The organism is Actinomadura sp. 3N508 (assembly GCF_044326375.1).
Taxonomy (GTDB): Bacteria; Actinomycetota; Actinomycetes; order Streptosporangiales; family Streptosporangiaceae; genus Spirillospora.
Genome location: NZ_JBIRAX010000001.1, coordinates 919562 through 940907 on the forward strand (window position 1 = coordinate 919562; position 21346 = coordinate 940907).

General features: G+C 71.2%; 18 protein-coding genes and 1 pseudogene. 8 read left to right on the forward strand and 11 right to left on the reverse strand.

Annotation, left to right across the window (positions count from 1 at the left end; genetic code table 11):
- Positions 1-7: 7 nt before the first annotated feature.
- The 3 genes from ACH34S_RS04155 to ACH34S_RS04165 are packed head-to-tail and all read right to left on the reverse strand — an operon-like array spanning position 8 to position 3734.
- Positions 8-1222: an RNA polymerase sigma factor gene (locus ACH34S_RS04155; protein WP_395951013.1), complete on the reverse strand. Its 1215-nt coding sequence runs from the start codon at positions 1220-1222 to the stop codon at positions 8-10.
- Positions 1219-1554: a YciI family protein gene (locus ACH34S_RS04160; protein WP_395951014.1), complete on the reverse strand. Its 336-nt coding sequence runs from the start codon at positions 1552-1554 to the stop codon at positions 1219-1221. Before ACH34S_RS04160 ends, ACH34S_RS04155 begins: the two co-directional genes overlap by 4 nt.
- Entirely contained in the window at positions 1551-3734 is a 2184-nt protein-coding gene (locus ACH34S_RS04165) for an MMPL family transporter (RefSeq protein WP_395951015.1), read from the reverse strand. Before ACH34S_RS04165 ends, ACH34S_RS04160 begins: the two co-directional genes overlap by 4 nt.
- A 188-nt stretch (positions 3735-3922) precedes the next feature.
- Between ACH34S_RS04165 and ACH34S_RS04170 the strand changes: the two genes are divergently transcribed.
- Both ACH34S_RS04170 and ACH34S_RS04175 read left to right on the forward strand, forming a co-directional pair.
- Positions 3923-4609 (forward strand): response regulator transcription factor, encoded by a 687-nt coding sequence (locus ACH34S_RS04170; RefSeq protein WP_395951016.1) that lies wholly within the window; start codon positions 3923-3925, stop codon positions 4607-4609.
- A complete protein-coding gene (locus ACH34S_RS04175) occupies positions 4606-6009 on the forward strand; it encodes a sensor histidine kinase (RefSeq protein ID WP_395951017.1) in 1404 nt (467 codons plus the stop codon). Before ACH34S_RS04170 ends, ACH34S_RS04175 begins: the two co-directional genes overlap by 4 nt.
- A gap of 120 nt (positions 6010-6129) precedes the next feature.
- Here the strand turns inward: ACH34S_RS04175 and ACH34S_RS04180 are convergent, their stop codons facing one another.
- Together ACH34S_RS04180 and ACH34S_RS04185 are read right to left on the reverse strand one after the other, a co-directional pair.
- Positions 6130-6330: a DUF397 domain-containing protein gene (locus ACH34S_RS04180; RefSeq protein ID WP_395951018.1), complete on the reverse strand. Its 201-nt coding sequence runs from the start codon at positions 6328-6330 to the stop codon at positions 6130-6132.
- Between the two features lie 18 nt (positions 6331-6348).
- Positions 6349-7269 (reverse strand): annotated as a pseudogene (locus ACH34S_RS04185) (helix-turn-helix domain-containing protein).
- Positions 7270-7490: 221 nt separating this feature from the next.
- On the opposite strand from ACH34S_RS04185, the gene ACH34S_RS04190 reads away from it, so the two are divergent.
- Positions 7491-7943 carry an ATP-binding protein gene (locus ACH34S_RS04190; protein ID WP_395951019.1) on the forward strand — a complete coding sequence of 151 codons (453 nt, stop codon included), beginning with the start codon at positions 7491-7493 and terminating at the stop codon, positions 7941-7943.
- 105 nt (positions 7944-8048) lie between these two features.
- Entirely contained in the window at positions 8049-8393 is a 345-nt protein-coding gene (locus ACH34S_RS04195) for a hypothetical protein (protein ID WP_395951020.1), read from the forward strand.
- 4 nt (positions 8394-8397) lie between these two features.
- On the opposite strand, the gene ACH34S_RS04200 is transcribed toward ACH34S_RS04195, so the two are convergent.
- The 5 genes from ACH34S_RS04200 to ACH34S_RS04220 form a co-directional block, all read right to left on the reverse strand.
- Complete coding sequence (locus tag ACH34S_RS04200; protein ID WP_395951021.1) at positions 8398-8694, reverse strand: DUF1330 domain-containing protein; 297 nt, start codon at positions 8692-8694, stop codon at positions 8398-8400.
- A 33-nt stretch (positions 8695-8727) separates the two neighbouring features.
- Complete coding sequence (locus ACH34S_RS04205; protein ID WP_395951022.1) at positions 8728-10128, reverse strand: MFS transporter; 1401 nt, start codon at positions 10126-10128, stop codon at positions 8728-8730.
- 7 nt (positions 10129-10135) lie between these two features.
- On the reverse strand, positions 10136-10612 hold the full coding sequence (locus tag ACH34S_RS04210; protein WP_395951023.1) for a MarR family winged helix-turn-helix transcriptional regulator: 477 nt from the start codon (positions 10610-10612) through the stop codon (positions 10136-10138).
- A 140-nt stretch (positions 10613-10752) separates the two neighbouring features.
- Positions 10753-11190, reverse strand: a complete 438-nt coding sequence (locus ACH34S_RS04215) for a GNAT family N-acetyltransferase (RefSeq protein WP_395951024.1) — start codon at positions 11188-11190, stop codon at positions 10753-10755.
- A gap of 2 nt (positions 11191-11192) precedes the next feature.
- Positions 11193-13772, reverse strand: coding sequence for a phosphoenolpyruvate carboxylase (locus ACH34S_RS04220; protein ID WP_395951439.1), 2580 nt, complete (start codon positions 13770-13772; stop codon positions 11193-11195).
- A 100-nt stretch (positions 13773-13872) separates the two neighbouring features.
- Between ACH34S_RS04220 and ACH34S_RS04225 the strand changes: the two genes are divergently transcribed.
- The 4 genes from ACH34S_RS04225 (at position 13873) to ACH34S_RS04240 (ending at position 18213) form a co-directional block, all read left to right on the forward strand.
- Entirely contained in the window at positions 13873-15465 is a 1593-nt protein-coding gene (locus ACH34S_RS04225; RefSeq protein ID WP_395951025.1) for an acyl-CoA carboxylase subunit beta, read from the forward strand.
- Positions 15466-15496: 31 nt separating this feature from the next.
- A complete protein-coding gene (locus tag ACH34S_RS04230; RefSeq protein ID WP_395951026.1) occupies positions 15497-15736 on the forward strand; it encodes an acyl-CoA carboxylase epsilon subunit in 240 nt (79 codons plus the stop codon).
- A 77-nt stretch (positions 15737-15813) separates the two neighbouring features.
- Positions 15814-16893, forward strand: coding sequence for an NYN domain-containing protein (locus ACH34S_RS04235; RefSeq protein WP_395951027.1), 1080 nt, complete (start codon positions 15814-15816; stop codon positions 16891-16893).
- Between the two features lie 105 nt (positions 16894-16998).
- A complete protein-coding gene (locus ACH34S_RS04240) occupies positions 16999-18213 on the forward strand; it encodes a YncE family protein (RefSeq protein ID WP_395951028.1) in 1215 nt (404 codons plus the stop codon).
- Positions 18214-18235: 22 nt separating this feature from the next.
- Here ACH34S_RS04240 and ACH34S_RS04245 read toward each other — a convergent pair whose 3' ends face one another.
- Positions 18236-21325 carry a BTAD domain-containing putative transcriptional regulator gene (locus tag ACH34S_RS04245; protein WP_395951029.1) on the reverse strand — a complete coding sequence of 1030 codons (3090 nt, stop codon included), beginning with the start codon at positions 21323-21325 and terminating at the stop codon, positions 18236-18238.
- Between the last annotated feature and the right edge of the window lie 21 nt (positions 21326-21346).

A 21346-nucleotide genomic window follows, 5' to 3' on the forward strand; every position in this document is an offset into this window, starting at 1 on the left:
GAAATGTTCAGAGTTCGCGGAGCCGCCCGGCGAGGTAGCGCCGGTCGGCCTCGGTAGGCGCGAGCTTCAGCGCCTCCTCATACGCCGCCTTGGCCTCCGCGACCCGCCCATCCCGGCGAAGCAGATCGGCGCGGGTCGCGGGAAGCAGGTGGTAGCCCTCCAGCCGCCCGGACGCCGACAGCTCGTCGACCAGCTTGAGACCGGCCGGGATGCCGTCCGCCATGGCAACCGCCACGGCACGGTTCAGCTCCACAACGGGAGACGGCGCCACCCGCCCCAGTTCCCCGTACAGGTTCGCGATCTGCGTCCAGTCCGTGCTCGCCACGTCCGGCGCGGTGGCATGACAGCCGGCGATGGCGGCCTGCAACTGGTACGGCCCGGCACGCCGCGCCGCCAGCGCGCGGTCGAGCACCGCGACCCCCTCGGCGATCAGCTCCCGGTCCCACCGCGTCCGGTCCTGGTGTTCCAGCGTGACCAGCACACCACCGTCCATACGCGTCGCGCGCCGGGCCTCGTGCAGCAACATCAACGCGAGCAGCCCGCCCGGCTCCGGCTCTCCGGGCATCAGCCGGACGAGAACGCGAGCCAGCCTGATGGCCTCGGCCGTCAGCGCCCGCCGCTCGTCCTCCTCGTCGTAGCCCTCGTTGAAGATCAGGTAGAGCACCGCGAGGACGGCGGCGAGCCGCTGCGGCAGCAGATCGGCGGGCGGCACCCGGTACGGAATCCCCGCCTCCTTGATCTTGCGTTTGGCCCGGACGAGCCGCTGCGCCATCGCAGGTTCCGCGGTCAGGAAGGCCCTGGCGATCTCGGCGGTGCTCAACCCGGCCAGCGTGCGCAAGGTGAGAGCGACCCTCGCCGGGAACGGCAGCGCCGGATGGCAGCAGGTGAAGATCAGCCGCAGCCGCTCGTCCGGGATGTCGGTCTCGGGCCCCTGGTCCGGGTCGCGGGCGAGCACGGCGAGCTGCCGCAGCTTCGCCGCACCCGCCGCGTCCCGCCGCAGCCGATCGATCGCCCGGTTACGAGCAGCCGTCGTCAGCCAAGCGCCCGGCCTCCGCGGCACACCGTCGCGCTCCCAGCTCGCCAGCGCGAGGGCGAACGCGTCCTGCGCGCAGTCCTCGGCGAGGTCCCAGTCGCCCGTCATGCCGATCAGCGTCGCGACGACCTGGCCCCACTCGTCCCGGTAGGCGGCGTCGACCGCGTCCCGGACGGCGTCGTCGCTCATTCCCAGACAGGACGGATCTCGACCCCGCCCCGGCGCGCGTAGGGATGGCCGGCCGCGATCTCGATGGCCTCGTCCAGGTTCTCGCAGTCCACGATCACGACGCCGCCGACGAAGTCCTTGGTCTCGGCGAACGGCCCGTCCGACACGAGGGTCTCCCCCTCGCGAACGGTCACCGTGGTCGCGTCCACCACCGGCCGCAGCCGCATCCCGACGATCTCGGCCCCGCGCCGCCTCAGGTCGGCCTCCCACGCCCGGTGCACCGGATCGGCCGCGAGCTCCTCGTTGCTCGGCGCGTCCACCTCGTCATCGCAGATCAGCAGCACATACCTCATGCCTCCGATTCTCCCCGACTCAACGCCGCGGATCCCGACCTTCGGGCGTTGCGTGCGGGGGTCCACCAGGCGGCGGTGCCGAGCAGGGTCATCACGGCGGGGACGAGCATGGCGCGCAGCACGAGGGCGTCCACGGCGATGGCGCCCGCGAGCCCGGCGCCGACCAGCATTCCCTCCATATCGCCGCTCAGCACGAACGCGCCGAACACCGAGATCATGATGAGCGCGGCCGAGATGATCACGCCTCCGGCGCGGACCAGCCCGGCGTGCGCCGCCTGCCGCGCGTCCCCGGTCCGCAGCCATTCCTCGCGCATCCGGCCGGTCAGGAACACCTGGTAGTCCATGGCCAGGCCGAAGAGCATCGCGATCATGATCACCGGCAGGAACGAGGTGATTGGAACCGGCTTGCCGATGCCGAGCACGCCGGTGCCCCAGCCCCATTGGAACAGCGCCACCGTGATGCCCAGCGCGGTGCCCGTCGCCGCCACGTTCAGCACCGCGGCCAGCAGCGGCACCGCCAGGCTGCGGAAGGCCACCAGGAGCAGGACCGAGCCGAGCGCGACGATCGCGCCGAGGAAGAGCGGCAGCCGGGAGGTCAGCGCCGTGGCCAGGTCCTTGTTGAGCGCCGTGCCGCCGCCCACCAGCACTTCCAGCGAGCCGTCGCGCACAGCGGGGCCGGTGCGGAGCCGGTCGATCAACGCGTCGGTCTTGGCGTCCTGCGGGGAGGTGGTAGGTATCACCTGCACCACCGCCATCCGCGACGCACCACCGCCCTGGCCGGGGAGCGGCATCGCGGTGGCCTTCGCCACGCCAGGTGTCGCGCCGACGCCGTCGACGAGCCGTTGCAGCGCGTCCGGCGGCACCTCCGTGGCCTCGCCGCGCGGGCGCACCACCAGTTGCAGCGGGCCGTTGAAGCCCGGCCCGAACGCGTCGGCCAGCATGTCGTAGGCGCGGCGCGCGGTGTTGGACTCCGGCAGCGTGCCCTGGTCGCTCATGCCGAGCCGTAGCGCGAACGCGGGCAGCGACAGCACGGCGACCAGCACCAGCGCGGCGGCCGCGAAGGTCTTCGGACGGCGCTGCACGGTGTCGGCCCATCGCACGGCGAACCCGCGCACGGCGCTCTGCCCGTCCGCCCCGCCGCCCTCGGGGGCGGCGAGCAGGCTGCGGCGCTGGCGACGGTTCAGCACGCGCGTCCCGAGCAGTCCGAGCAGGGCGGGCAGCAGCGTCAGCGCGGCGACGACGCTCAGCAGGACGGTCAGGCTGGTGGCGACGGCGACGCCGTTCAGGAAGTCCAGCTTCATCGCGAACATGCCGAGCAGCGAGACGCAGACGATGGCCCCGGCGAACAGGACGGACCGTCCCGAGGTGCGCGCGGCGGCGATCGCGGCCTCCTCCGGCGCCAGCCCCTCACGGAGACCGGCCCGGTGCCGGGAGACGATGAACAGGGCGTAGTCGATGCCGACCCCGAGCCCGATGAGGGTGCTGAGCAGCAGTGCCGCGTCCGGGACGTCCATGGCGTGGCTGAGCAGCCCGACGCCGAGCAGCCCGAGCCCCACGCCGAACAGCGCGGTGACGAGCGGCAGCAGCATCGCCAGGAACGACCCGAAGGCCAGGAAGAGCACGAGCGCGGCGGCGGCGAGCCCGACGAACTCCGCCAGATGGGACGGCGGCTGGCCGGTGGTTCCCGCGGCCGGCCCGCCCACCTCGACCCGAAGCCCCGCCGCCGCCGCCGACGTGGCGGTGTCCACGACCTGCTCGACCCGGTCCGCGGCGAGGTCCTCGGCCGAACGGGTGTAGGTGATCTGGGCGTAGGCGGTGCGCCCATCGGAGCTGATCTGCCCGGCGCCGTCCGTCCCGTAGGGGCTCACCACCTGGCCGACGTCCGGCAGCGCGGCGATCCGGTCAAGGGCGGACTGCACGCGGTCGCTTACGGCCGCGTCCTTGACGGTGCCCGCACCGTCGACCTGCCAGACGACGACGTCGGTATCGCCGGACTGCTCGGGAAAGGCCGCCTGCATCAGCTCCGCGGCCCGGACGGACTCGGAGGCGGGCAGCTTGAACTCGCTGGAGTAGTCGCTGCCCGCCAGCCGTCCGGCCAGGACGGCGCCACCGAGCGCGACGACCCAGAGCAGCAGAACAACGAGGCGATGCCGGAAGCACCAGCGCGCCAGAAGGACCACGGGAAGGCTCCTGTCATGTTCGTCAGAGAACTGGACGGGCCTCAGCTTCGACCGCCGCCCACGCGTCCGGCCATGGCCTGGCGGGTCTTCACAACCGATTCTCAAGATCCTCCGAAGCCGCTCGCAGGCTGCGGAAACGTTGCCTGCCCGATACTGAGGAGGGCAGCGGGAACCGAAGGGGGACATCGTTGGAAGCACCGACCGTGCTCGTGGTCGAGGACGAGCCGAGCCTGGCCGACATCCTGCGCATCACCCTGGAGTTCCACGGTTTCCGGGTGCTGCGCGCGGCGACCGGGGCGCGAGCGGTCGAGATGGCCCGCAAACACCACCCAGATCTCCTGCTCCTGGACGTGATGCTCCCGGACGGCAACGGCTGGCAGGTGTGCCGGACCGTCCGCAACGAACGCGAGGACGTCCCGGTGGTCTTCCTGACCGCCCGGGACGCCCCGGCCGACATCGTCGGCGGTCTCGCGCTGGGCGGCGACGACTACATCACCAAGCCGTTCAACATCGACGAGGTGGTGGCCCGGGTACGCGCGGTGCTGCGCCGCACCCGCCGCCAGAGCCCACCACCGTCAACACTGCGGCACGGCGACGTGGAGATGGAGGAGGCGACCTACACGGTGCGACGCGCAGGCACCCTAGTGGATCTCACGCCAACCGAGTACGCGCTGCTGCGCTACCTGTTGCTCAACTCAGAGCGTGTCGTCACCAAGGAGGAGATCCTGCGCGAGGTGTGGAAGTACGGCTTCTCCGGAGAGTCCACCGTGGTCGAGACCTACATCGGCTACCTGCGACGCAAGCTGGACCCGCTGGGAACACCGCTGATCGTGACGAGGCGCGGCCTCGGCTATCAACTGCGGGCGGTGGAATGAGCCGGACGCGTCCACGCTCGCTGCGCGCGCAGCTCACAACCGCCAACGTGCTGCTGTTCGCGGTGGGACTGGCGCTCTTCTGCGTGGCGAGCCTGGAAGGGCTGGAACGCTTCCTCGTGAACGCCGTCGACGACGACCTACGCGACGCGCGAGGCGCCGTCCAAGCCGTGAACACCAACATGGCCGCCATCCAGCGTTACGCGGACCTCGGCGCCCCGATCTCGGCGGCGACACCGCCCACGGACCGAGACCTGCTCTTCATCCCGCTCTCCCGCACCGGCCAGGCGCAGCCGCTCCACCGTCCCCCCGACGAGCGCCAGCAGGCTCTCGCGCGAGCACTAGGCGCCCCGTCTCGCCACGACGAACCGGCGACGGTCAGGAGCAAGGGCGTCGCCTACCGGGTCACGACTATGCGGCTGTCGGACGGCAACTACGTGCTGCTCGCGCTGTCGCTGGAGCCGGTGGAACGCGCCGGGCGGCGCCTGCTCCTGCTGAACGTGTGCGCGGGCGGCGTCCTGCTGCTGGTCCTGGCCGCGGTGTCCCAGCTGGAGTCGCGGCGGAGGCTGCGCCCGCTCGGTGACATGGTCGAGACCGCGTCGGCGATCGCCGAGGGCGACCTGACACGCCGCGTCACGGCCCGAGCACCGGCCAGCGCCGAAGTGGTGGAACTGCGCAGCGCACTGAACACGATGCTGCACCAGATCGAATCGGCCTTCGAGATACGCGAACGCAGCGGGACACAGCTGCGCCGCTTCGTCGCCGACGCCTCGCACGAACTCCGCACCCCGCTCGCCGCGATCCGCGGCTACCTCCAGCTGTCGGACAAGGGCATGCTGGACGGCCCGCAGCGGGACCGGGCGATGGCCCGCATGACCGCCGAGACCGACCGGATGGCCCGCCTCGTGGACGACCTGCTCGCTCTCGCCCGCCTAGACCAGACCCCCGAAATGCACGCCACCCCGGTGGACCTGACCCGCGTGGTACGCGACGCCGCCGCAGACCTGCACGCCGTCCAGCCCACACGCCCCATAGATGTGGACGTACACGACCTCACGATCGAGGGCGACGAGGCCCTGCTGACACAGATCGTCACGAACCTCCTGGCCAACGTCCGCGCCCACACCCCCCAGGACGCCGCCGTAAAGATCACCCTCCGCCAGGAGCCCGACCAAGCAGTCCTGGAAGTCGCCGACGAAGGCCCAGGCATGGCCCCCGACGACGCCGAGCACGTATTCGACCGCTTCTTCCGCGCAGCCAGAACCAGGCATGGCAGCGGCCTGGGCATGTCCATCGTCCAGGCAGCGGTCGAAGCCCACGGCGGCACAGTAACCGTGGACACCGCCCCGACCAGCGGCTTCACCGCCACCGTCCATCTGCCCCAACCGACAACCAACGCCTGAACAACGCGACCAGGCGAGAGGCACAGTTCCGCTCTTGAACTCCAGTGAGGAGCGGAACGCACGCACGCTCCCCCAACAAAAATGCCCCGACCACACCGGGCCGGGGCACGCTCGTGGGGGTCAGAAATCCAGCTCGTCCCGCTTCACGCGGGCTACAAGGCGGGCGAAGCTCTCGACGGACAGCATCAGGTGCCCAGCGGCAGGAGCCTTGCTGTCGCGCACGGCGATGCTCTCGGCCAAGTCGGCCACCTCGACACAGTCCCCAGTTCCCCCGCTGTAGCTGCTCTTCCGCCACTTCGCATTAGCCAGGTCTGTACGCATATGGGCTCCTTCCTGTGTCTAGATCGTATCCGCCACGAGTGCGCTGATCAGGTCCCGGCTGTCCCTTGGAGACAGCGCCGCCGCGCGGATGTGGTCGAAGGCATCGCTGTAGGTCTCTAGATCGTGCGGCTTCTCAAGGATCAAGGCGCTGTTCATGGTCTCGATGTAGACCGCCCCGGTCTCGTCCTCGGCCGGAAAGGTGAAGATCGAGAAGGAGCCGACCATGGCCGGGTGCTCTCCGGCGGCGAATGGAAGGACCTGGACCACAACGTTGAGCCGGTCGCGCTCGTCGGTCAGGCTTCGGAGTTGAGCCGCCATGGTTGCTGGACTCCCCACCACCTACCGAATGGCTCCCTCGTTGATCACGACCCAGAGTTGCGGGGTCTCCTTCTCCTCAAGGAGGCTTTGACGAGCGAGCCGTACCTCTACACGCTCGTTGATGATTTCTTGCGAGTCGGTGGGGCGCGTCGCGCGAATCACGGCGCGGGCGTAGTCGGGAGTCTGGAGCAGGCCAGGGATGAGGGCCTGCTGGTAGGTGCGGATCATGGAGGCTTCCGCCTCGATACCGATCATGGTTCGAGTCTCTGTCGGCAGGGTCGTGCCGTACGACTCCCACCATCCGCGCTCTTTGGCCCTGCGCGCCATCTCCACCAGGCGACGCACCTGCTGAGGGTCTTCCACGCCGAACAGGTCGAGGAGCTTTCGGACATCTGCGGTGCTGACCCCGATCTGCCGGTTCTCGATCCGGGAGAGCTTCGACCCCTGCCAGCCGAGCTGCGCCACCACCTCCGTTATCGACATCCCCGCGTCCGTCCGCATTCGTCGCAGCTCCGCCGCCAGACGTCGTCGCCGCATGGTCGGAGATCCCGTCATAACCGTCTCCCGTGAAGGCAAATTGTTCTTGTCGAGCATATTGCATAGCCAGCGCAACGGGTGCATGCTGTGTCACACAGAGTGCCACCGCGTGACCACGTGGCGCAGGAAAAGAACGGCCCTGGGCCGGTGCTTACCTCACCGGCCCAGGGCCTTGCCCGACTGGAAGGAGTCGGACCAGTGAACGATGGTACGGGCACGCCGTTGGAGGAGCTGGCGGCGCAGCTCACGCGACGAGGCGTCCGCGTGGACGCGCGCAAGGGGCCGCTCGTGGCGAGGTGGTCGTGATGGACTGCGAACGCGCCACCGTCGGCTTCGGCACCGGGCTCGACGTGAGGATCCCGGCGGCGCAGACGGCTCCGGGGCAGGTCCGGACGCTCGTGGAGTCACGACTCGTCTCGTGGGGGCTGGGGGTACTGCGCGACGACGTCACGTTGATCGCCAGTGAGCTGGTCACGAACGCGATCCGGCACACGTCCGGGCCGGAGATCCGCGTCCGGTTCACGCGCGAGGCGCGCGGCGTGCTCCTGGAGGTGTGGGATTCCTCGGACGTCCCGCCCATCCCGAAGCGGACGGCGGAGAACCTCGCCGGTGACATCGCCCCGGACACCGAGGCATTGGAATGCGAGGACGGGTCGGGCGGCCGGGGTCTGCCGATCGTGGGCCTGCTGTCGTCGGAGTACGGAGTGAAGGCGACCAATCCGGCCGGGAAATGGGTCTGGTCGCGCGTGAGCGCGTGACGGTCGCGGATGAGTGGAGGGCCGAAACTCGTGGGAAGGTGCCCGAAGATGGGTGTGCGTCAGGCGGTGGGACGCTGGCAGGCCGTGCTTCGGTGGCGGACGTTATTGGGCGACGAAGCGGCCGTCCAAAACCTGGAACTGCTCGCGGTCGCGCTGAAGCCCAAGGGCTGGCGGTGCGTGGAACTGTACGAGAAGGCGGAATTCGGGTTCCCGGTCCCACTGCTGTGGGCGTACGCGAGCGGCGCGGCAGAGGACGTCGGAGCCGTGGTGACCGTCCGGGCGACGCCGGGCGGCACCTGGAGCTACTTCGAGGCCGGAAAGGGACGCGGCGGCTACCTCTCCCCTTGCGGCGACGCGGCGAAGGCGGCCGACCGCGTCGACCGCCTTCTGAAGTACCGCATGTTCCCCAACGAAGAATGGACCTGCGCCCCGCCGAACCCGTCCGCCTGACGCGTCAGTCGAGGCCCTCGATGATGCGGAAGTCGCGCTCGAAGCCGTCGGGGAGTTCGGCCAGCGCCTCCTGGTAGGCCGCGCTCGCGCGTGCGGCGACCGCCTGTTCGAAGCTGTCGAACTCGATCAGGACGACGCGCTCGGCGATTCCGGCTTCGTATGCGTCGACCCGGCCGCCGATGCTGGCGAGCACCCGCCCGCCTGCGGCCGCGACGGCTAGACCTGCCAGTTCGTTGTAGACATCAAGCCTCTCGGGGTCCTCGATGGTGGGGTAGACGCTGACCCAGTAGCCCTTGGGCATGGAACCTCCAGTGTTGGAATGAGTCCGTGTGACTTACGGGTTGGTCTCGGGTGAGCGTCGGCGGGCGAGGGCGAGGCTGGTCATCGTCGTGATCGCCATCGCGGCGACACCGACCAGCGCCGCGGTCGTGTAGGCGTCGTCGTCCGGGAAGAGACGGCCCGTGGCGGTACCGGCGGCCAGAACCAGACCGCCGATGGCGCTGCCCAGGGAGTACCCGACGCTGCGGACGACGTAGTTGAAGCTCATGGCGCTCGACGTCTCGCTCTTGGGGGTGCCGGCCAGGATGACGCCGGGCATGGCGGCCGAGAAACTGCCGACGCCGAAGCCCAGCAGGCCCATGGCCGCGAGCAGTTCGGCCAGGTTGGACCGGGCGGTGGCGAACAGGACGAACCCGCCGCCGACGATGGCGGCGCTGCCTGCCAGGAGCAGGGGGCCGTCGATCCGTTCGCGGACCCGCGGCGTGAGCTTGCCGGCGACGAACCCCAGCACGGAGAACGGGACGAGGACCAGCCCCGCCACGGAGGTGGTCAGCCCGAAGCCGTAGCCGGCGCCGTGCGGCGTCTGCGCGTAGCGGGTGATGAGCGTGAGCAGGAGGTACATGCCGCTCCCGCCGACGAGCATGGCGATGTTCGCCCCGGCGACCGCCGGGTGCCGTACCGCCCGGACGTCGACCAAGGGCGTCTTGGTTCGCAGTTCGGAAACTGTCCAGACGCAGAGCAGGAGTACGGCGGCGACGGCGAGGGCGACCGCCCCGGCGAGGTGTCGGCTCCACAGGCTCCTCTCGCCCGCCAGGAACAGGACGAGGAGCAGTCCACCCGCCAGGAGGAACGCACCGGCCGCGTTCACGTGCGCGGAGCGGCCTTCGGGAGCTGCGGGCATGGAGCGCCACGCGGTCACGAAGGCGATGGCGGTGACGAGCAGGCCGAGGCCGTAGGCGGCCCGCAGTCCGCCGAACTCGGCGAGCAGCGCGGCCAGCGGGTAGCCGACGCTGGCTCCGATGATGGAGACCACTGAGATCAGGGCGATCGTGGCCGCGCCGCGCTCCTCGGGAAGATGGTCGCGGGCCACGCCCATCATCAGCGCCGTGAGACCGAGTCCGACGCCCTGGGCCGCTCTGCCCGCGAGCAGCCAGGCGAACGGCAGCGGCAGCACGGTGAGCGCGCTGCCGGCGACGACGATCGCCAGCGTGGCGAGAATCGTGGCCCGCCGGTGCGGACCGGCTCCGAGCCGGCCGAGGACGGGTGTGGCGACGGCGCCGCTGAGCAGGGCGATGGTCAGCGTCCACTGCGCGCTGTCGAGGGAGACGTGGAACGTGGTCGCCACGCTGGTGATGAGCGGCGTCCCGAGGCTGGCGACCGCCGCCACGACCAGGGCGATGAACATCAGGGCCGGGACCAGCAGGCGTGCCTCGGAACGCATCAGGGCGGTGCTCATGGGCCGGTCATGCCCCTGGGCCGCGGTCACCGGTCCGGCTCCTGTCGGCGTGGCTTTCGAGCTCCGCCAGACGCAGCAGCGCCGGAAGGGCCGCTGCCAGTGCCTCGACCTCGTCATCGGTGAGTTCGTCGATCAACCGTGCGTAGGCGTCGACGCCCGCCTGGCGCCGCGTCCGGACGTACGACGCGCCCGCCTCGGTCAGGCACACCAGCGTGACCCGCTTGTCGGAGGGATCGCCCTTCCGCTCGACCAGCCCGGATTCCTCCATCACCCGGACCAGGACGGTCATCGCGGGCTGGGTGACGCCCTCGGCCACCGCCAGATCGGTGATCCGTCGCGGGCCGGTCTTGTCCAGGGTGGCCAAGGTGGCGGCGGACGTCAGGCTCATGTCGCGGGGAAGGCGTCTCACGGCCCTGGTGGCCAGACCGTAGAGGGCTGCCCCGATGGCATCGGAAGCGCGGTGCGCGGCGTCTCGGCGACTCACGCTCGAAGCATAGCAGCTTTATATTAATCCTTTATGTATCTCTGGGTGTGCTGGGGCGGCGGGCTTGCGCACGCAGGTGGTCGAGCAGCACCGGTTGGCCGGGCGGTCGGCCAGTCCGGACTCGTCCATGGTCCCGGGGGTTAGGCGAGGGACTTCTGCATGTGGACGATGGTGCGGCCGTTGATTTCCTCGCGGGACGTTTCGTGGTAGCCGAGGGACGCGTACAGCGCGATGTTCTTCGTCATTAGCTTGTTGGTGTAGAGGCGCAGGCTCGGGAGGGCTAGCGCGCGGGCGCGGTCTTCGGCGAAGGAGAGAAGGGCGTGGCCTATGCCCTTGCCGTGGTGGGCGGGGGCTACGGCGACGTTCTCGATCAGGAGCGTGCCGTCCTCGGGGATTAGGACTATTAGGCCGTCCGGTCCCTCGCCGGTCACGAACACGTGGCCGGACTCGATGAAGGCGGCGTAGTCGGCGTCCATGGGGATGGGGCGGGCGCCGATCAGTTCCGCCCACGGGGTGTAGGCGGCTTCGACTATCTCTTCTATGCGCGCTTGGTCGGGTGGGGTGGCTGGTCTGATCATGGTCAGCCCGTGTTCTGGAGGCCGGCGGCTACGCCGTTGACGGAGAGGAGGAGAAGGGCCTCCAGGTGGGTGCGTTCCTCGTCGTTCGCCACACCCTTGCGGAGGGCCTTTAGGGCTCTTAGCTGTAGGTGGGAGAGGGCGTCCACGTACGGGTTTCGGAGTTCTACGGCTCTGGAGAGGACGCGGCGGTTCTCCAGGAGGCGTTCGTGGCCTGTGACCGCTAGGACCAGGCGGCGTGTGCGGTCGTATTCGGCGAGGACAGTTTCCGTGAGTTCGGGACGTTCGCCTAGGGCCAGGTAACGCTCGGCTATTGCGCGGTCTGACTTGGCCAAGCTCATCTCAGCGTTGTCGAGGAGGGTGTTGAAGAGCGGCCAGGTTTCGTAGGCGTCGCGGAGTTCGGTCAGGTCGGCGCCGCCGGCGGAGACGGCTGCCAGGCCGCTGCCCAGGCCGTACCAGCCGGGGAGATTCACGCGGGTCTGCGTCCAGGCGAAGACCCACGGGATGGCGCGCAGGTCTTCCAGGCCGCGGGCGGCCTTGCGGCGGGCCGGGCGGGAGCCTATGCGCAGTTCGGCGATCTCCTCTAGGGGGCTTACCTGGGCGAACCAGATGGCGAATTCGGGGGTTTCGATCAGGGAGCGGAAGGCCGTCCGGGCTGCTTCGCTGATCTTGCCCGCTAGGGGGCGGAAGCGGGCGGCTGCCTGGCGGGCTCGGTCTTGGACTGCGTCTGTGGACGCCAGGAGGATGGCGCTTGTCACCTGTTCCACGTGGCGTTTTGCGATCTCGCCGTGGCCGTAGCGGGCGAAGATGACCTCGCCCTGCTCGGTGACCTTGAAGCGGCCCGCGACCGAGCCGGGGGCCTGGGCGAGGATGGCGCGGTTGGCGGGGCCGCCGCCTCGGCCTAGCGAGCCGCCTCGGCCGTGGAACAGGGTGAGCTTGATGTCGTGGCGGGCCGCCCAGGCCGCTAGAGCTTCCTGGGTGTCGTAGAGGCGGAGGGTCGCGCTGGTGGGGCCTAGCTGCTTCGCCGAGTCCGAGTAGCCGAGCATGACCTCCAGGCGGCGGTCTGTGTCGGCCAGGCGCTGCTGGACGGCGGGTATGTGAAGCATGCCGTCCAGGACGGAGGGCGCCCGTTCCAGGTCTTCGCCTGTTTCGAAGAGCGGGATCACGTCGAGGGTGGGGGCCGACTCGCCTAGGGAGGCTGACAAGGCGTGGACGTTCGCGATGTCTTCGGCGGAGCGGGTGAACGAGACGATGTAGCGGTGGCAGGCGCGGACGCCGAAGCGCTGCTGGATCCAGGCCACGACGCGGAGCGTCTCCAGGATCTCTTCTGTCATCTCGGAGAGTGGGCCGCCTGCCCTCAGCTCTTGCAGGGCTTGCTGGTGGAGTTCCGAGTGCTGGCGGATCTCCAGTTCGGCCAGGTGGAAGCCGAACGTCTCGACCTGCCAGATCAGGTTTTGGACGCGTCCGTACGCCTGGCGGGGCGCGCCTGCGCCTGCCAGGGACTCCTGGACGAGGCGGAGGTCGGTCAGGAGGTCGTCTGCCGTGGCGTAGGCCAGGTCGGCGTCTCGGTCGCGGGTCGCGGCGATTCGGGTCGCGATGTGGAGGAGGAACTGGCGGTGCGGTTCGCCGGGCGAGCGCTTGGCGATCTCGCCTAGCTGGGTGGGGTGCGCGGTGCGGGCGGCGGCCAGGGCGGTGCGGAGGTCCGCCGACGCGGGCGTGGTGTCCTCATGGACGGTCAACTCGCGGCCTATGCGCAGGCAGGCGGCCTCCAGGGCGCGGAGGACGTGGTCGGCCTGGATCATGATCGCGTCTCGGGTCACCTGCGCGGTCACGTACGGGTTGCCGTCGCGGTCGCCGCCTATCCAGCTGCCGAAGCGCAGGTACGGGCGGGCCTTCGGAGGGTGCGTGCCGGAGTTCCCCAGGGCGCGGTCCAGGGCTCGGTAGACGTGTGGGACGGCCCTGAAGATCGTCTCATCGAAGGCCGCCATCGCGGTGCGGACCTCGTCCAGCGGGTCCATCTGGGCGGCTCGGCGCAGGGCCGTTCGCCAGAGGAGGTCGATCTCCTCGCGGAGGCTCCGCTCGATCTCCTCGCGCTCGGTCGCGCCGGGGGTGCCGTTGAGGCGGGTCATCAGGTCGCTGATCCGCTGGATGGCGGTGACGACGGCGCGGCGGCGGGCCTCGGTGGGGTGGGCGGTGAAGACGGGGCGGAACTCCAGGCCGTCGACCAGGTCGTCCACGCGGCCGTTGCTCGCCTGGACCTGCTGGACGGCCGCCGCCACCGAGCCGGGGACCGTTTCGCCGGTGTCGCGGTCGCGGAGGGTGCGGATGCGGTGGTGCTCCTCCGCCAGGTTCGTCAGGTGGAAGTAGACCGTGAACGCGCGGGCCACCTGCTCGGCACGTTCCAGCGTCCAGCCGTCGACCAGGGCCGCGACGTCGTCGACGGCGGTCTCGCCGCGGCGGGCCGCGATCACCGCGTGCCGGAGGCGTTCGACGTCGTCCAGCAGGCCGGGGCCGCCGTACTCCACCAGGCCGTCGCCGAGCATCGCGCCGAGCAGGCGGACGTCGCGCCGGAGCAGTTCGGGCATGTCCTGCCGAAACGTGTCGCGTGTCTTCGTGGCCACGCGCCCAGCGTAACGACTCCCCCGGTCACGGACGGCGGGGTGGCGGGCGGTTACCCTGGCGCGCATGGCCACGCAAGCCCCTGAACCCCCGGTGGGGTACGACGTCCACACCACGGCCGGGAAGATCGCCGACCTGGAGCGCCGCCGGTACGAGGCGGTGCACGCCGGATCGGCGCGCGCGGTCGAGAAGCAGCACGCCAAGGGCAAGATGACGGCCCGGGAGCGGATCGACGCGCTGCTCGACCCGGGGTCGTTCGTCGAGTTCGACGAGCTGGCGCGGCACCGGTCCACGAACTTCGGGATGGAGAAGAACCGGCCCTACGGGGACGGCGTCGTCACCGGGTACGGGACGGTCGACGGGCGTCCCGTGGCGGTGTTCAGCCAGGACTTCACCGTCTCCGGCGGATCGCTCGGCGAGGTGTTCGGCGAGAAGATCTGCAAGGTCATGGACCACGCGATCACGACGGGCTGCCCGGTCATCGGGATCAACGACTCCGGCGGCGCGCGGATCCAGGAGGGCGTCGTCGCGCTCGGCCTGTACGCGGAGATCTTCAAGCGGAACGTGCACGCGTCCGGAGTGATCCCGCAGATCTCGCTGGTCATGGGGCCCTGCGCGGGCGGCGCCGTGTACTCCCCGGCGATCACCGACTTCATCGTCATGGTCGACCAGACCTCGCACATGTTCATCACCGGGCCCGACGTGATCAAGACGGTCACCGGCGAAGAGGTGACGATGGAGGAGCTGGGCGGGGCGCACTCGCACAACTCCAAGTCGGGCGTGGCGCACTACCAGGGATCGGACGAGGACGACGCGATCGAGTACGTCAAGGCGCTGCTGTCCTACCTGCCGTCCAACAACCTTTCGGACGCGCCGGCATTCCCGGCGGATGTCGATCCGGAAGAGCTCGTTGGGGAGCTCGACACTCTCATCCCCGACTCGCCCAACCAGCCTTACGACATGCACACCGCCATCGAGCACGTGGTGGACGACGGCGAGTTCCTCGAAGTGCAGGAGCAGTTCGCGCCGAACATCATCGTCGGATTCGGGCGCGTTGAGGGCCACTCGGTGGGCATCGTCGCGAACCAGCCGATGCAGTTCGCCGGGACGCTCGACATCGGCGCGTCCGAGAAGGCGGCCCGGTTCGTCCGGACGTGCGACGCGTTCAACATCCCGGTGCTGACGTTCGTGGACGTCCCCGGCTTCCTGCCCGGCACCGACCAGGAGTGGAACGGGATCATCCGGCGGGGCGCGAAGCTGCTGTACGCGTACGCGGAGGCGACCGTCCCGCTGGTCACGGTGATCACGCGGAAGGCGTACGGCGGCGCGTACGACGTCATGGGGTCCAAGCACCTCGGCGCCGACGTCAACCTGGCGTGGCCGACCGCGCAGATCGCGGTGATGGGCGCGCAGGGCGCGGTGAACATCCTGTACCGGCGCGAGCTGGCCGCCGCCGACGACCCGGACGCCCGCCGCGCAGAGCTGATCACCGAGTACGAGGACACCCTCGCCAACCCGTACGTGGCGGCCGAGCGCGGGTATGTCGACAACGTGATCAAGCCGTCCGAGACGCGGGGGCAGGTCGTGCGGGCGCTGCGGGCGCTGCGGGAGAAGCGCAAGACGCTTCCACCTAAGAAGCATGGAAACATCCCGCTTTGAGCCCGACGCTCCCAGTGCGTGAGGAGATCTGGTGACCGCTGAGGACAAGCCGTTCCTTCAGGTCGTCCGCGGCGACGCGGGACCCGATGAGATCGCGGCGCTCGTGGCGGTGCTGGCCGCTCGTGCGCAGGCCGCCGCCGCGCCGCAAGGGTCCGAAGCGGCGAGGCCGTCCCGGTGGGCCGACCGGTCTCGGCTGGTGCGCGGCTCGTTCGCGGCGGAACCGCGGCCGCGCGGGCCCGGAGCGTGGCGGGCGAGCGCCCTTCCCCGGTGACGGACGCGTGATGACCCGGTGACGGACAACCGCGGTTCGCTCCCAGCGACCGCCCGTCACGAATAAGGTGGAAGGCCATGGCCACCTCGGAGTTCGTCCCACAGCCCGCGCGCTACGCGATTTTCGTCGACGCGGGGTACCTTTACGCGGCCTCCGGGGCGCTGCTCCTGAGTTGCGGTTCCCGGCGCGAGTACCGCGTCGCGGCCGAAAAGTTGATCAAGGCGTTGACCGATCATGCCGACGAGCAGCGGCGTGGCGAGCTGCTGCGGGTGTACTGGTTCGACGCCGCGCCGAAGCGGCAGCCGACGGTCGATCAGCGCGTCATCGCGAACCTGCCGCTGGTGAAGCTGCGGCTCGGGAACCTGAACGCGCAGGGCCAGCAGAAGGGCGTGGACGCCCAGCTCCGCGCCGACCTTGAGGCCCTGGCAAGGCACCGCGCCATCACCGACGCGGTGCTTCTGGCGGGCGACGAGGACATGTTGCCCGCCGTCGAGGCGGCGCAGCGGTATGGCGTCCGGGTCCATCTGTGGGGGGTCGAGCCGACGCACGGGTCCAACCAGGCCGAGTGGCTGGTGTGGGAGTCCGACACCGTTGAAGTGCTGCCGGCTGATTTCCTGCGTCCTTACTTCACTAAAGCCAAGTTGCTGCCCGCGCCTGCGCCCGGCACGGCCGCGGCCGTCCGGGACGCGGCCGACGCGGCCGCCGCGGCGAAGGGGACGAGCCCCGTGCCGTCGCCGTCGCAGGTGTTCGCGGGACGGCCCCCGGCGATCAAGCCGACGCCCGCCACCGTCCGCACGAGCGTCCCGGTCCCGGCGGGCGCGGGCGCCGGTGCGACGCCCGCGACGGTCGCCGCGTCGATGAACTCCGCCGCCGCGGCCGCGCAGGACGGCAAGCTCGGGCCCGAGCGCGACCACATGCTGGAGATCGGCGAGCACGTCGCGCAGAAGTGGATCTTCGAGCGGGGGCGGGACAACATCCGTGACCTGCTCCCCGGCCCGATCCTGCCGCCCGTCATCGACAAGGAACTGCTGATCGAGGCGGAGAAGGAACTGGGCTCGTCGCTGCGTCCGTACCAGGAGGCCCGCACGTGGCTGCGGGACGGCTTCTGGGAGCGCGTCTACCGCGAGTTCGGCATCGGTATCGGCAAGTCCGACTGACGTTTCCCCTCGCGCGGGCAGCGAACGCGAACACGTTTGGCAATTGGTCGGACACTCAGTGTCGTCCCTCGGTATGGTCCCCGCGTTGACGGGGGGAGACCGCGCATGGGAGCTCACGAGGGACGATCACGGGCCGCCGCCGTCCCGCTCGCCGCGGCCCTGGTGCTGACCGGCGGCGGGCTCGCCGGGTGCGAGTCGCCCGTCCCGTTCTACCGGCCTGGCGAGGGCGCCCCGGGCCGCCCGGTGATCGGGCTCGGCGGGCCTGCGCCGTATTCGAGCGTGCGTCCTGGTACCGGGCCTGCTGCTCCGGAGGAGGCCGTTCCGTTGGGCGCCCGTCCTGCGGCCGGACGCGTGTACGCGGCCACCGGGGCGGGCATGATCGCGCCGAGCGTCCACGGGGTGCCCGAGCGGCTGTACGTCGCGAACGGGCAGGCCGTCGACATGCTCGACCCTCGCTCGCTTCGCCCCGTCGGGCGCCTCCACACGGGGGCGGCGGCGTCGCGGGTGGTGCCGTCGTGGGATCTGCGGCGGCTGTGGGCCGCCGGGCGCGTGAACGGGGTCCTCGTCTCGGTCGGCGTGCGCAGCGGGAGGCTGGGCCTGCCGGTGAACGTGACCGGCGCGGCCGGGCTCTACTTCACCCCGGACGGGCAGGACGCGCTGGTCCTGGCTCGCCGGCCGCGCCGCATCGACGTCCGCGACCCGCAGACGATGCTGCTGAAGGCGTCGGTGCCGATGCCCTGCACCCCCGGGCACGCCGACTTCACCCTGGACGGGGCGTCGCTCGTCACGACCTGCGCGTCCGGAGCCGGGATCGGCCGCGTGCACCTCGCCGGGCGCCGCATCACCGGGACGATCCGGCTGCCGCACGGGGCGCGTCCCGGCGACCTGCGGCTGTCCCCGGACGGCGCCGCGTTCTACGTGACCGACTCCGTCAACGGCGGGGTGTGGCTCGTCGACGCCCGCCGGTTCATCCTGACCAGGTTCGTGCCGACCGCGCCGGGCGCGCGGGGGCTCGCGGTCAGCCGGGACGCGCGGCGGCTCTTCGTCGTCGGCGGCGGTGTCGTCGCAGCGATCGACTTCGCGACCCGGCGCGTCACGTCCCAGTGGCCGCTGCCGGGCGGCGGCTCCCCCGCGGTCGGCGGGGTGTCCTCGGACGGGACGGCGCTGTGGCTCGCCGACCCCACCGGTCTCGTCTATGCCGTGGACACCCAGACGGGACGCGTCCTGCGGAAGGCCACGGTCGAGGGGCGTCCGGTGGGGCTGTCCGTCCACCCGCAGCCGGGACGGTTCTCGCTGGGCGGTACCGGCCTTTACCGGTGAAGCCGGGCGTGCCCGGCGCCGTTCAGCGGGTGCTGACGCCGTGCCATTCGGGGAGGAGTTCCTCCATCAGCGCTTCCGTCTGCGGCTGGAGCCGGTCGTAGAGCGGGTCGCGGGCGATGCGTCCGCGCAGCTCGTTCACGACGACCTGCACCTGCGCGACATCGCCGGTGGCGTGGGTCGCGCGGAGCAGGTCGCGCCACAGGCCCTCGTCCTCGGGCGCGAGCCGCAGCCCAGCCCGTGCCGCGCTGACCGCGCCGCGCGCGTCGCCCTCGTCCAGCCGGAGCACGACGAGCCGGTGCGCGACGTCGATGACCCGCGCGGACGCCTCGTACTCCAGGTCGTGGTCGGCGAGCCACGCGTACCGGCCGCGCGGGCGCCCGGCGAGCAGCGGGCCGCGGACGAGGTCGAGCGCGTACGCCATGTAGGCGGCCTCGGACGCGGGCTCCGCCGCCGACCGCCACACCAGCCAGCGGAACACGTCGAGGTCGACGCGGACCTCCGAGCCGAGCCTGATCCGGCCGCGGTCGTCGTAGTACAGGTTCGGGCGGCCGCGTGCGTCGCGGCCCAGCCAGTCCGACACGCGCGCCACGGAGGCGTCGCGGACGGCCGCGCTCACACCGCGCGGCCAGATCGCCCCGGACAGCACCGTCGGGTGGACGCCCTCCGGATGCGCCGCCAGGTAGACGAGCAGCTCGGTGCAGAGTTCGCGGCGGCTCTCGTCCATCGGTCCCGGCGCCTCGACCTCGATCGGGCCGAGCAGCCGGAGGTCGACCGACGACTGCTGCGAGGTCGGCGGCTCCGGGCCGCCGGTCAGGCCGGGCAGCTCGACGGAGTCGAGCCGGTTCGCGGCCCGGAACAGCTGGAACACGCGGCGGCAGGCGTCGTCGGGGACGAGCTGCGCGTCGACGTCGAAGCCGAGCACGCCCGCCTGGAGGCGTCCGGTGGCGTCGACGTCCCACGTCCAGGTGGCGCCCTGCACGTCGCCGGGGACCAGGTACCCGGCGGCCATGCGGGTGCCGGTGCGGGCGAGCGCGACGAGCCGGTCCGCGTCCCGCTCGGACGGCTGGTCCGCCATGATCAGGTAGTGCGGCATCCAGGCCTCGCCGAACACGCCGCGGCAGCGTCCGGTGAGGACCGAGTCGACCCCGGACGCGGCGAGCGCCTGCCGGACCTCCTCGCTGCGTCCCTCCAGTTCCGGCAGCGCGTCCGCGAGCGTCGAGACGGACCGCACCCGGTCCGGCGCGATCTCCGCCAGGCCCTCGCCCAGCTCGGCGCCGAACCCGACGAGCGTGATCCGCATGTGGTCGGACCAGCGGTTGGTGGCCAGCTCGATCGCGATCGCCGACAGCGCCGCCCGCCGCACGTCCTCGGGGCCGCGCAGCGCGATCAGCCCGTGCGCGGCCTCCAGGTCGACGAGGATCCGGCCGCTCTCGTTCGTGCCGATCGACACCAGGCCGGGGTACGGGGCGAGGACGTCGCCGAGGTCGGACGCCTCGAGCCCGGCGAGCGCTTCGCCGTGCAGCCGCCAGACCTGGCCGTCGTCGTAGGCCTGCCAGGGCGCGGGCGGGTTCCTGTCGGCGGGCGCGATCCACAGGTCGAGGCTCTGCGACCCGCCGATGTGCACGCCGTACACGGTCGGCAGCGCGCGGCCGCCCGCCGCCATCGACTTCGACAGGAACCGCAGCCCGAGGTCGAGGAGCCGGGTCGCGTCGTCGTCGGCGCCGAGCCGCAGCGCCCGCTCCGCCTCCGCCGCCTCACCCTCCGGGCGGACGATCATGTTCCCGGCCGCGCGGTCCCACATCTGGGCGCGGCGGCGCCGTCCGAGCACGACCAGCAGCCCGGCGCCGAGCAGCGCGCCCGCCGCGAGGCTGTGCGGCCAGCCGATGCCGAGCCCTTCGCCGGGCTCGTCCTTCTGTTCGTCCTGCTGCTGGTCGGAGCCCTGGCCGGGGACCGACGCGCCGCCGTTGCCCGCGGTCCCGTCCATCTCCCCCGACGGTCCCGGCTGCTGCGACTGCTGCGGCTGCGGCTGCTGCTCCGGCGCGGGAGGTTGCGCGGTCGGCGGCGCCTGCGAGGCCGGGGGTGGTGAGGCCGGTGCTTGGGTCGTTGGCGGCGGGGCCGGCGCGGGCGGCGCGGGCGGGGCCGGTTGTTGCGGTTTCGGGTCGGGGGCCGGGGTGGTCGGGGCGGTCGGGGCCGACTCGCGGGGCTGCTCCGGCTGCGCGGGCTTCTCCGGCTGGACGGGCCGCTCCGGCGTGGCGGGCCGTTCCGGCTTCTTGGGCTTGTCGGGGACGGCGTGGCCGTAGCGGTAGTAGTCCTTGAGGTCCTTGGCGGGGATGGTCTTCGTGCCCTTGGCGTCCGATGGCATCTCCAGGACCCAGCCCGGACGGATCAGGCTGGCGATGGTGAGCCGCGTCCCGTCCGGCTGGATGTGGTTCTTGTTGAGCGCGAAGATCTCCTTGTACCGGCGTCCCTCGCCCAGGCACTTCTCGGCGATCTCCCAGAGGCTCTCGTGGTGGCGTCCCTCCGGCGGCTGCACCCGGTAGATCTTGGTGGTGGCCGACTGGTCGATCATGGTCTCGGCGACGGGCGTCACCGACCGGTCGGTGATGTTCGTGTCCTGCGGCGCGGCGGGCGGGGGCGGCGGCTGGAACTCCTGCGCCTGCGTCTGCGCCGGGGGCCGCTGCGACAGCCCGGCGCCGCCCGAGAACGCGGGCACGATCACCGAGGTGGCGGAGAACAGCAGCAGCGCGGCGACGACGAGGCGATGTACGAGCGACTGCGTCCCGCCCGCCAGCGGCACCCGCGCCGGGACGCCGACACCGCGCACCCCCGCGTACACCTCGACGGCCACGCACGCCGCGAACTGGATCCAGGCGAGCCACACCAGCGCGACCAGAATGTGGATGAGCGCGCCCGGCCCCACCCTGTTCGTCAGGTCGGACGCGGCCGGCAGGTCGTCCGGCAGCGGTGACCCGAACAGGGTCAGCAGCGCGATCGGGATGCCCGCCACCAGCACCGCCAGCGCGAGGAGCGCGAGGACACCGGCCAGCACATCGCCCGCGCTGCGCTGCCGCTTCACCTTGACTGGGGGCCGCTGCCCTTGCCTTGTCACCATCGCGCCCCTGCCGTTCGCCGG

Coding starts and splice junctions, on each gene's coding strand:
- ACH34S_RS04160 (WP_395951014.1), bottom strand. CDS start 1,554: ATGAGGTATGTGCTGCTGATCTGCGATGACGAGGTGGACGCGCCGAGC.
- ACH34S_RS04220 (WP_395951439.1), bottom strand. CDS start 13,772: ATGCCCGAACTGCTCCGGCGCGACGTCCGCCTGCTCGGCGCGATGCTC.
- ACH34S_RS04205 (WP_395951022.1), bottom strand. CDS start 10,128: ATGAGCACCGCCCTGATGCGTTCCGAGGCACGCCTGCTGGTCCCGGCC.
- ACH34S_RS04180 (WP_395951018.1), bottom strand. CDS start 6,330: ATGCGTACAGACCTGGCTAATGCGAAGTGGCGGAAGAGCAGCTACAGC.
- ACH34S_RS04175 (WP_395951017.1), top strand. CDS start 4,606: ATGAGCCGGACGCGTCCACGCTCGCTGCGCGCGCAGCTCACAACCGCC.
- ACH34S_RS04215 (WP_395951024.1), bottom strand. CDS start 11,190: ATGATCAGACCAGCCACCCCACCCGACCAAGCGCGCATAGAAGAGATA.
- ACH34S_RS04155 (WP_395951013.1), bottom strand. CDS start 1,222: ATGAGCGACGACGCCGTCCGGGACGCGGTCGACGCCGCCTACCGGGAC.
- ACH34S_RS04225 (WP_395951025.1), top strand. CDS start 13,873: ATGGCCACGCAAGCCCCTGAACCCCCGGTGGGGTACGACGTCCACACC.
- ACH34S_RS04190 (WP_395951019.1), top strand. CDS start 7,491: ATGGACTGCGAACGCGCCACCGTCGGCTTCGGCACCGGGCTCGACGTG.
- ACH34S_RS04200 (WP_395951021.1), bottom strand. CDS start 8,694: ATGCCCAAGGGCTACTGGGTCAGCGTCTACCCCACCATCGAGGACCCC.
- ACH34S_RS04235 (WP_395951027.1), top strand. CDS start 15,814: ATGGCCACCTCGGAGTTCGTCCCACAGCCCGCGCGCTACGCGATTTTC.
- ACH34S_RS04245 (WP_395951029.1), bottom strand. CDS start 21,325: ATGGTGACAAGGCAAGGGCAGCGGCCCCCAGTCAAGGTGAAGCGGCAG.
- ACH34S_RS04240 (WP_395951028.1), top strand. CDS start 16,999: ATGGGAGCTCACGAGGGACGATCACGGGCCGCCGCCGTCCCGCTCGCC.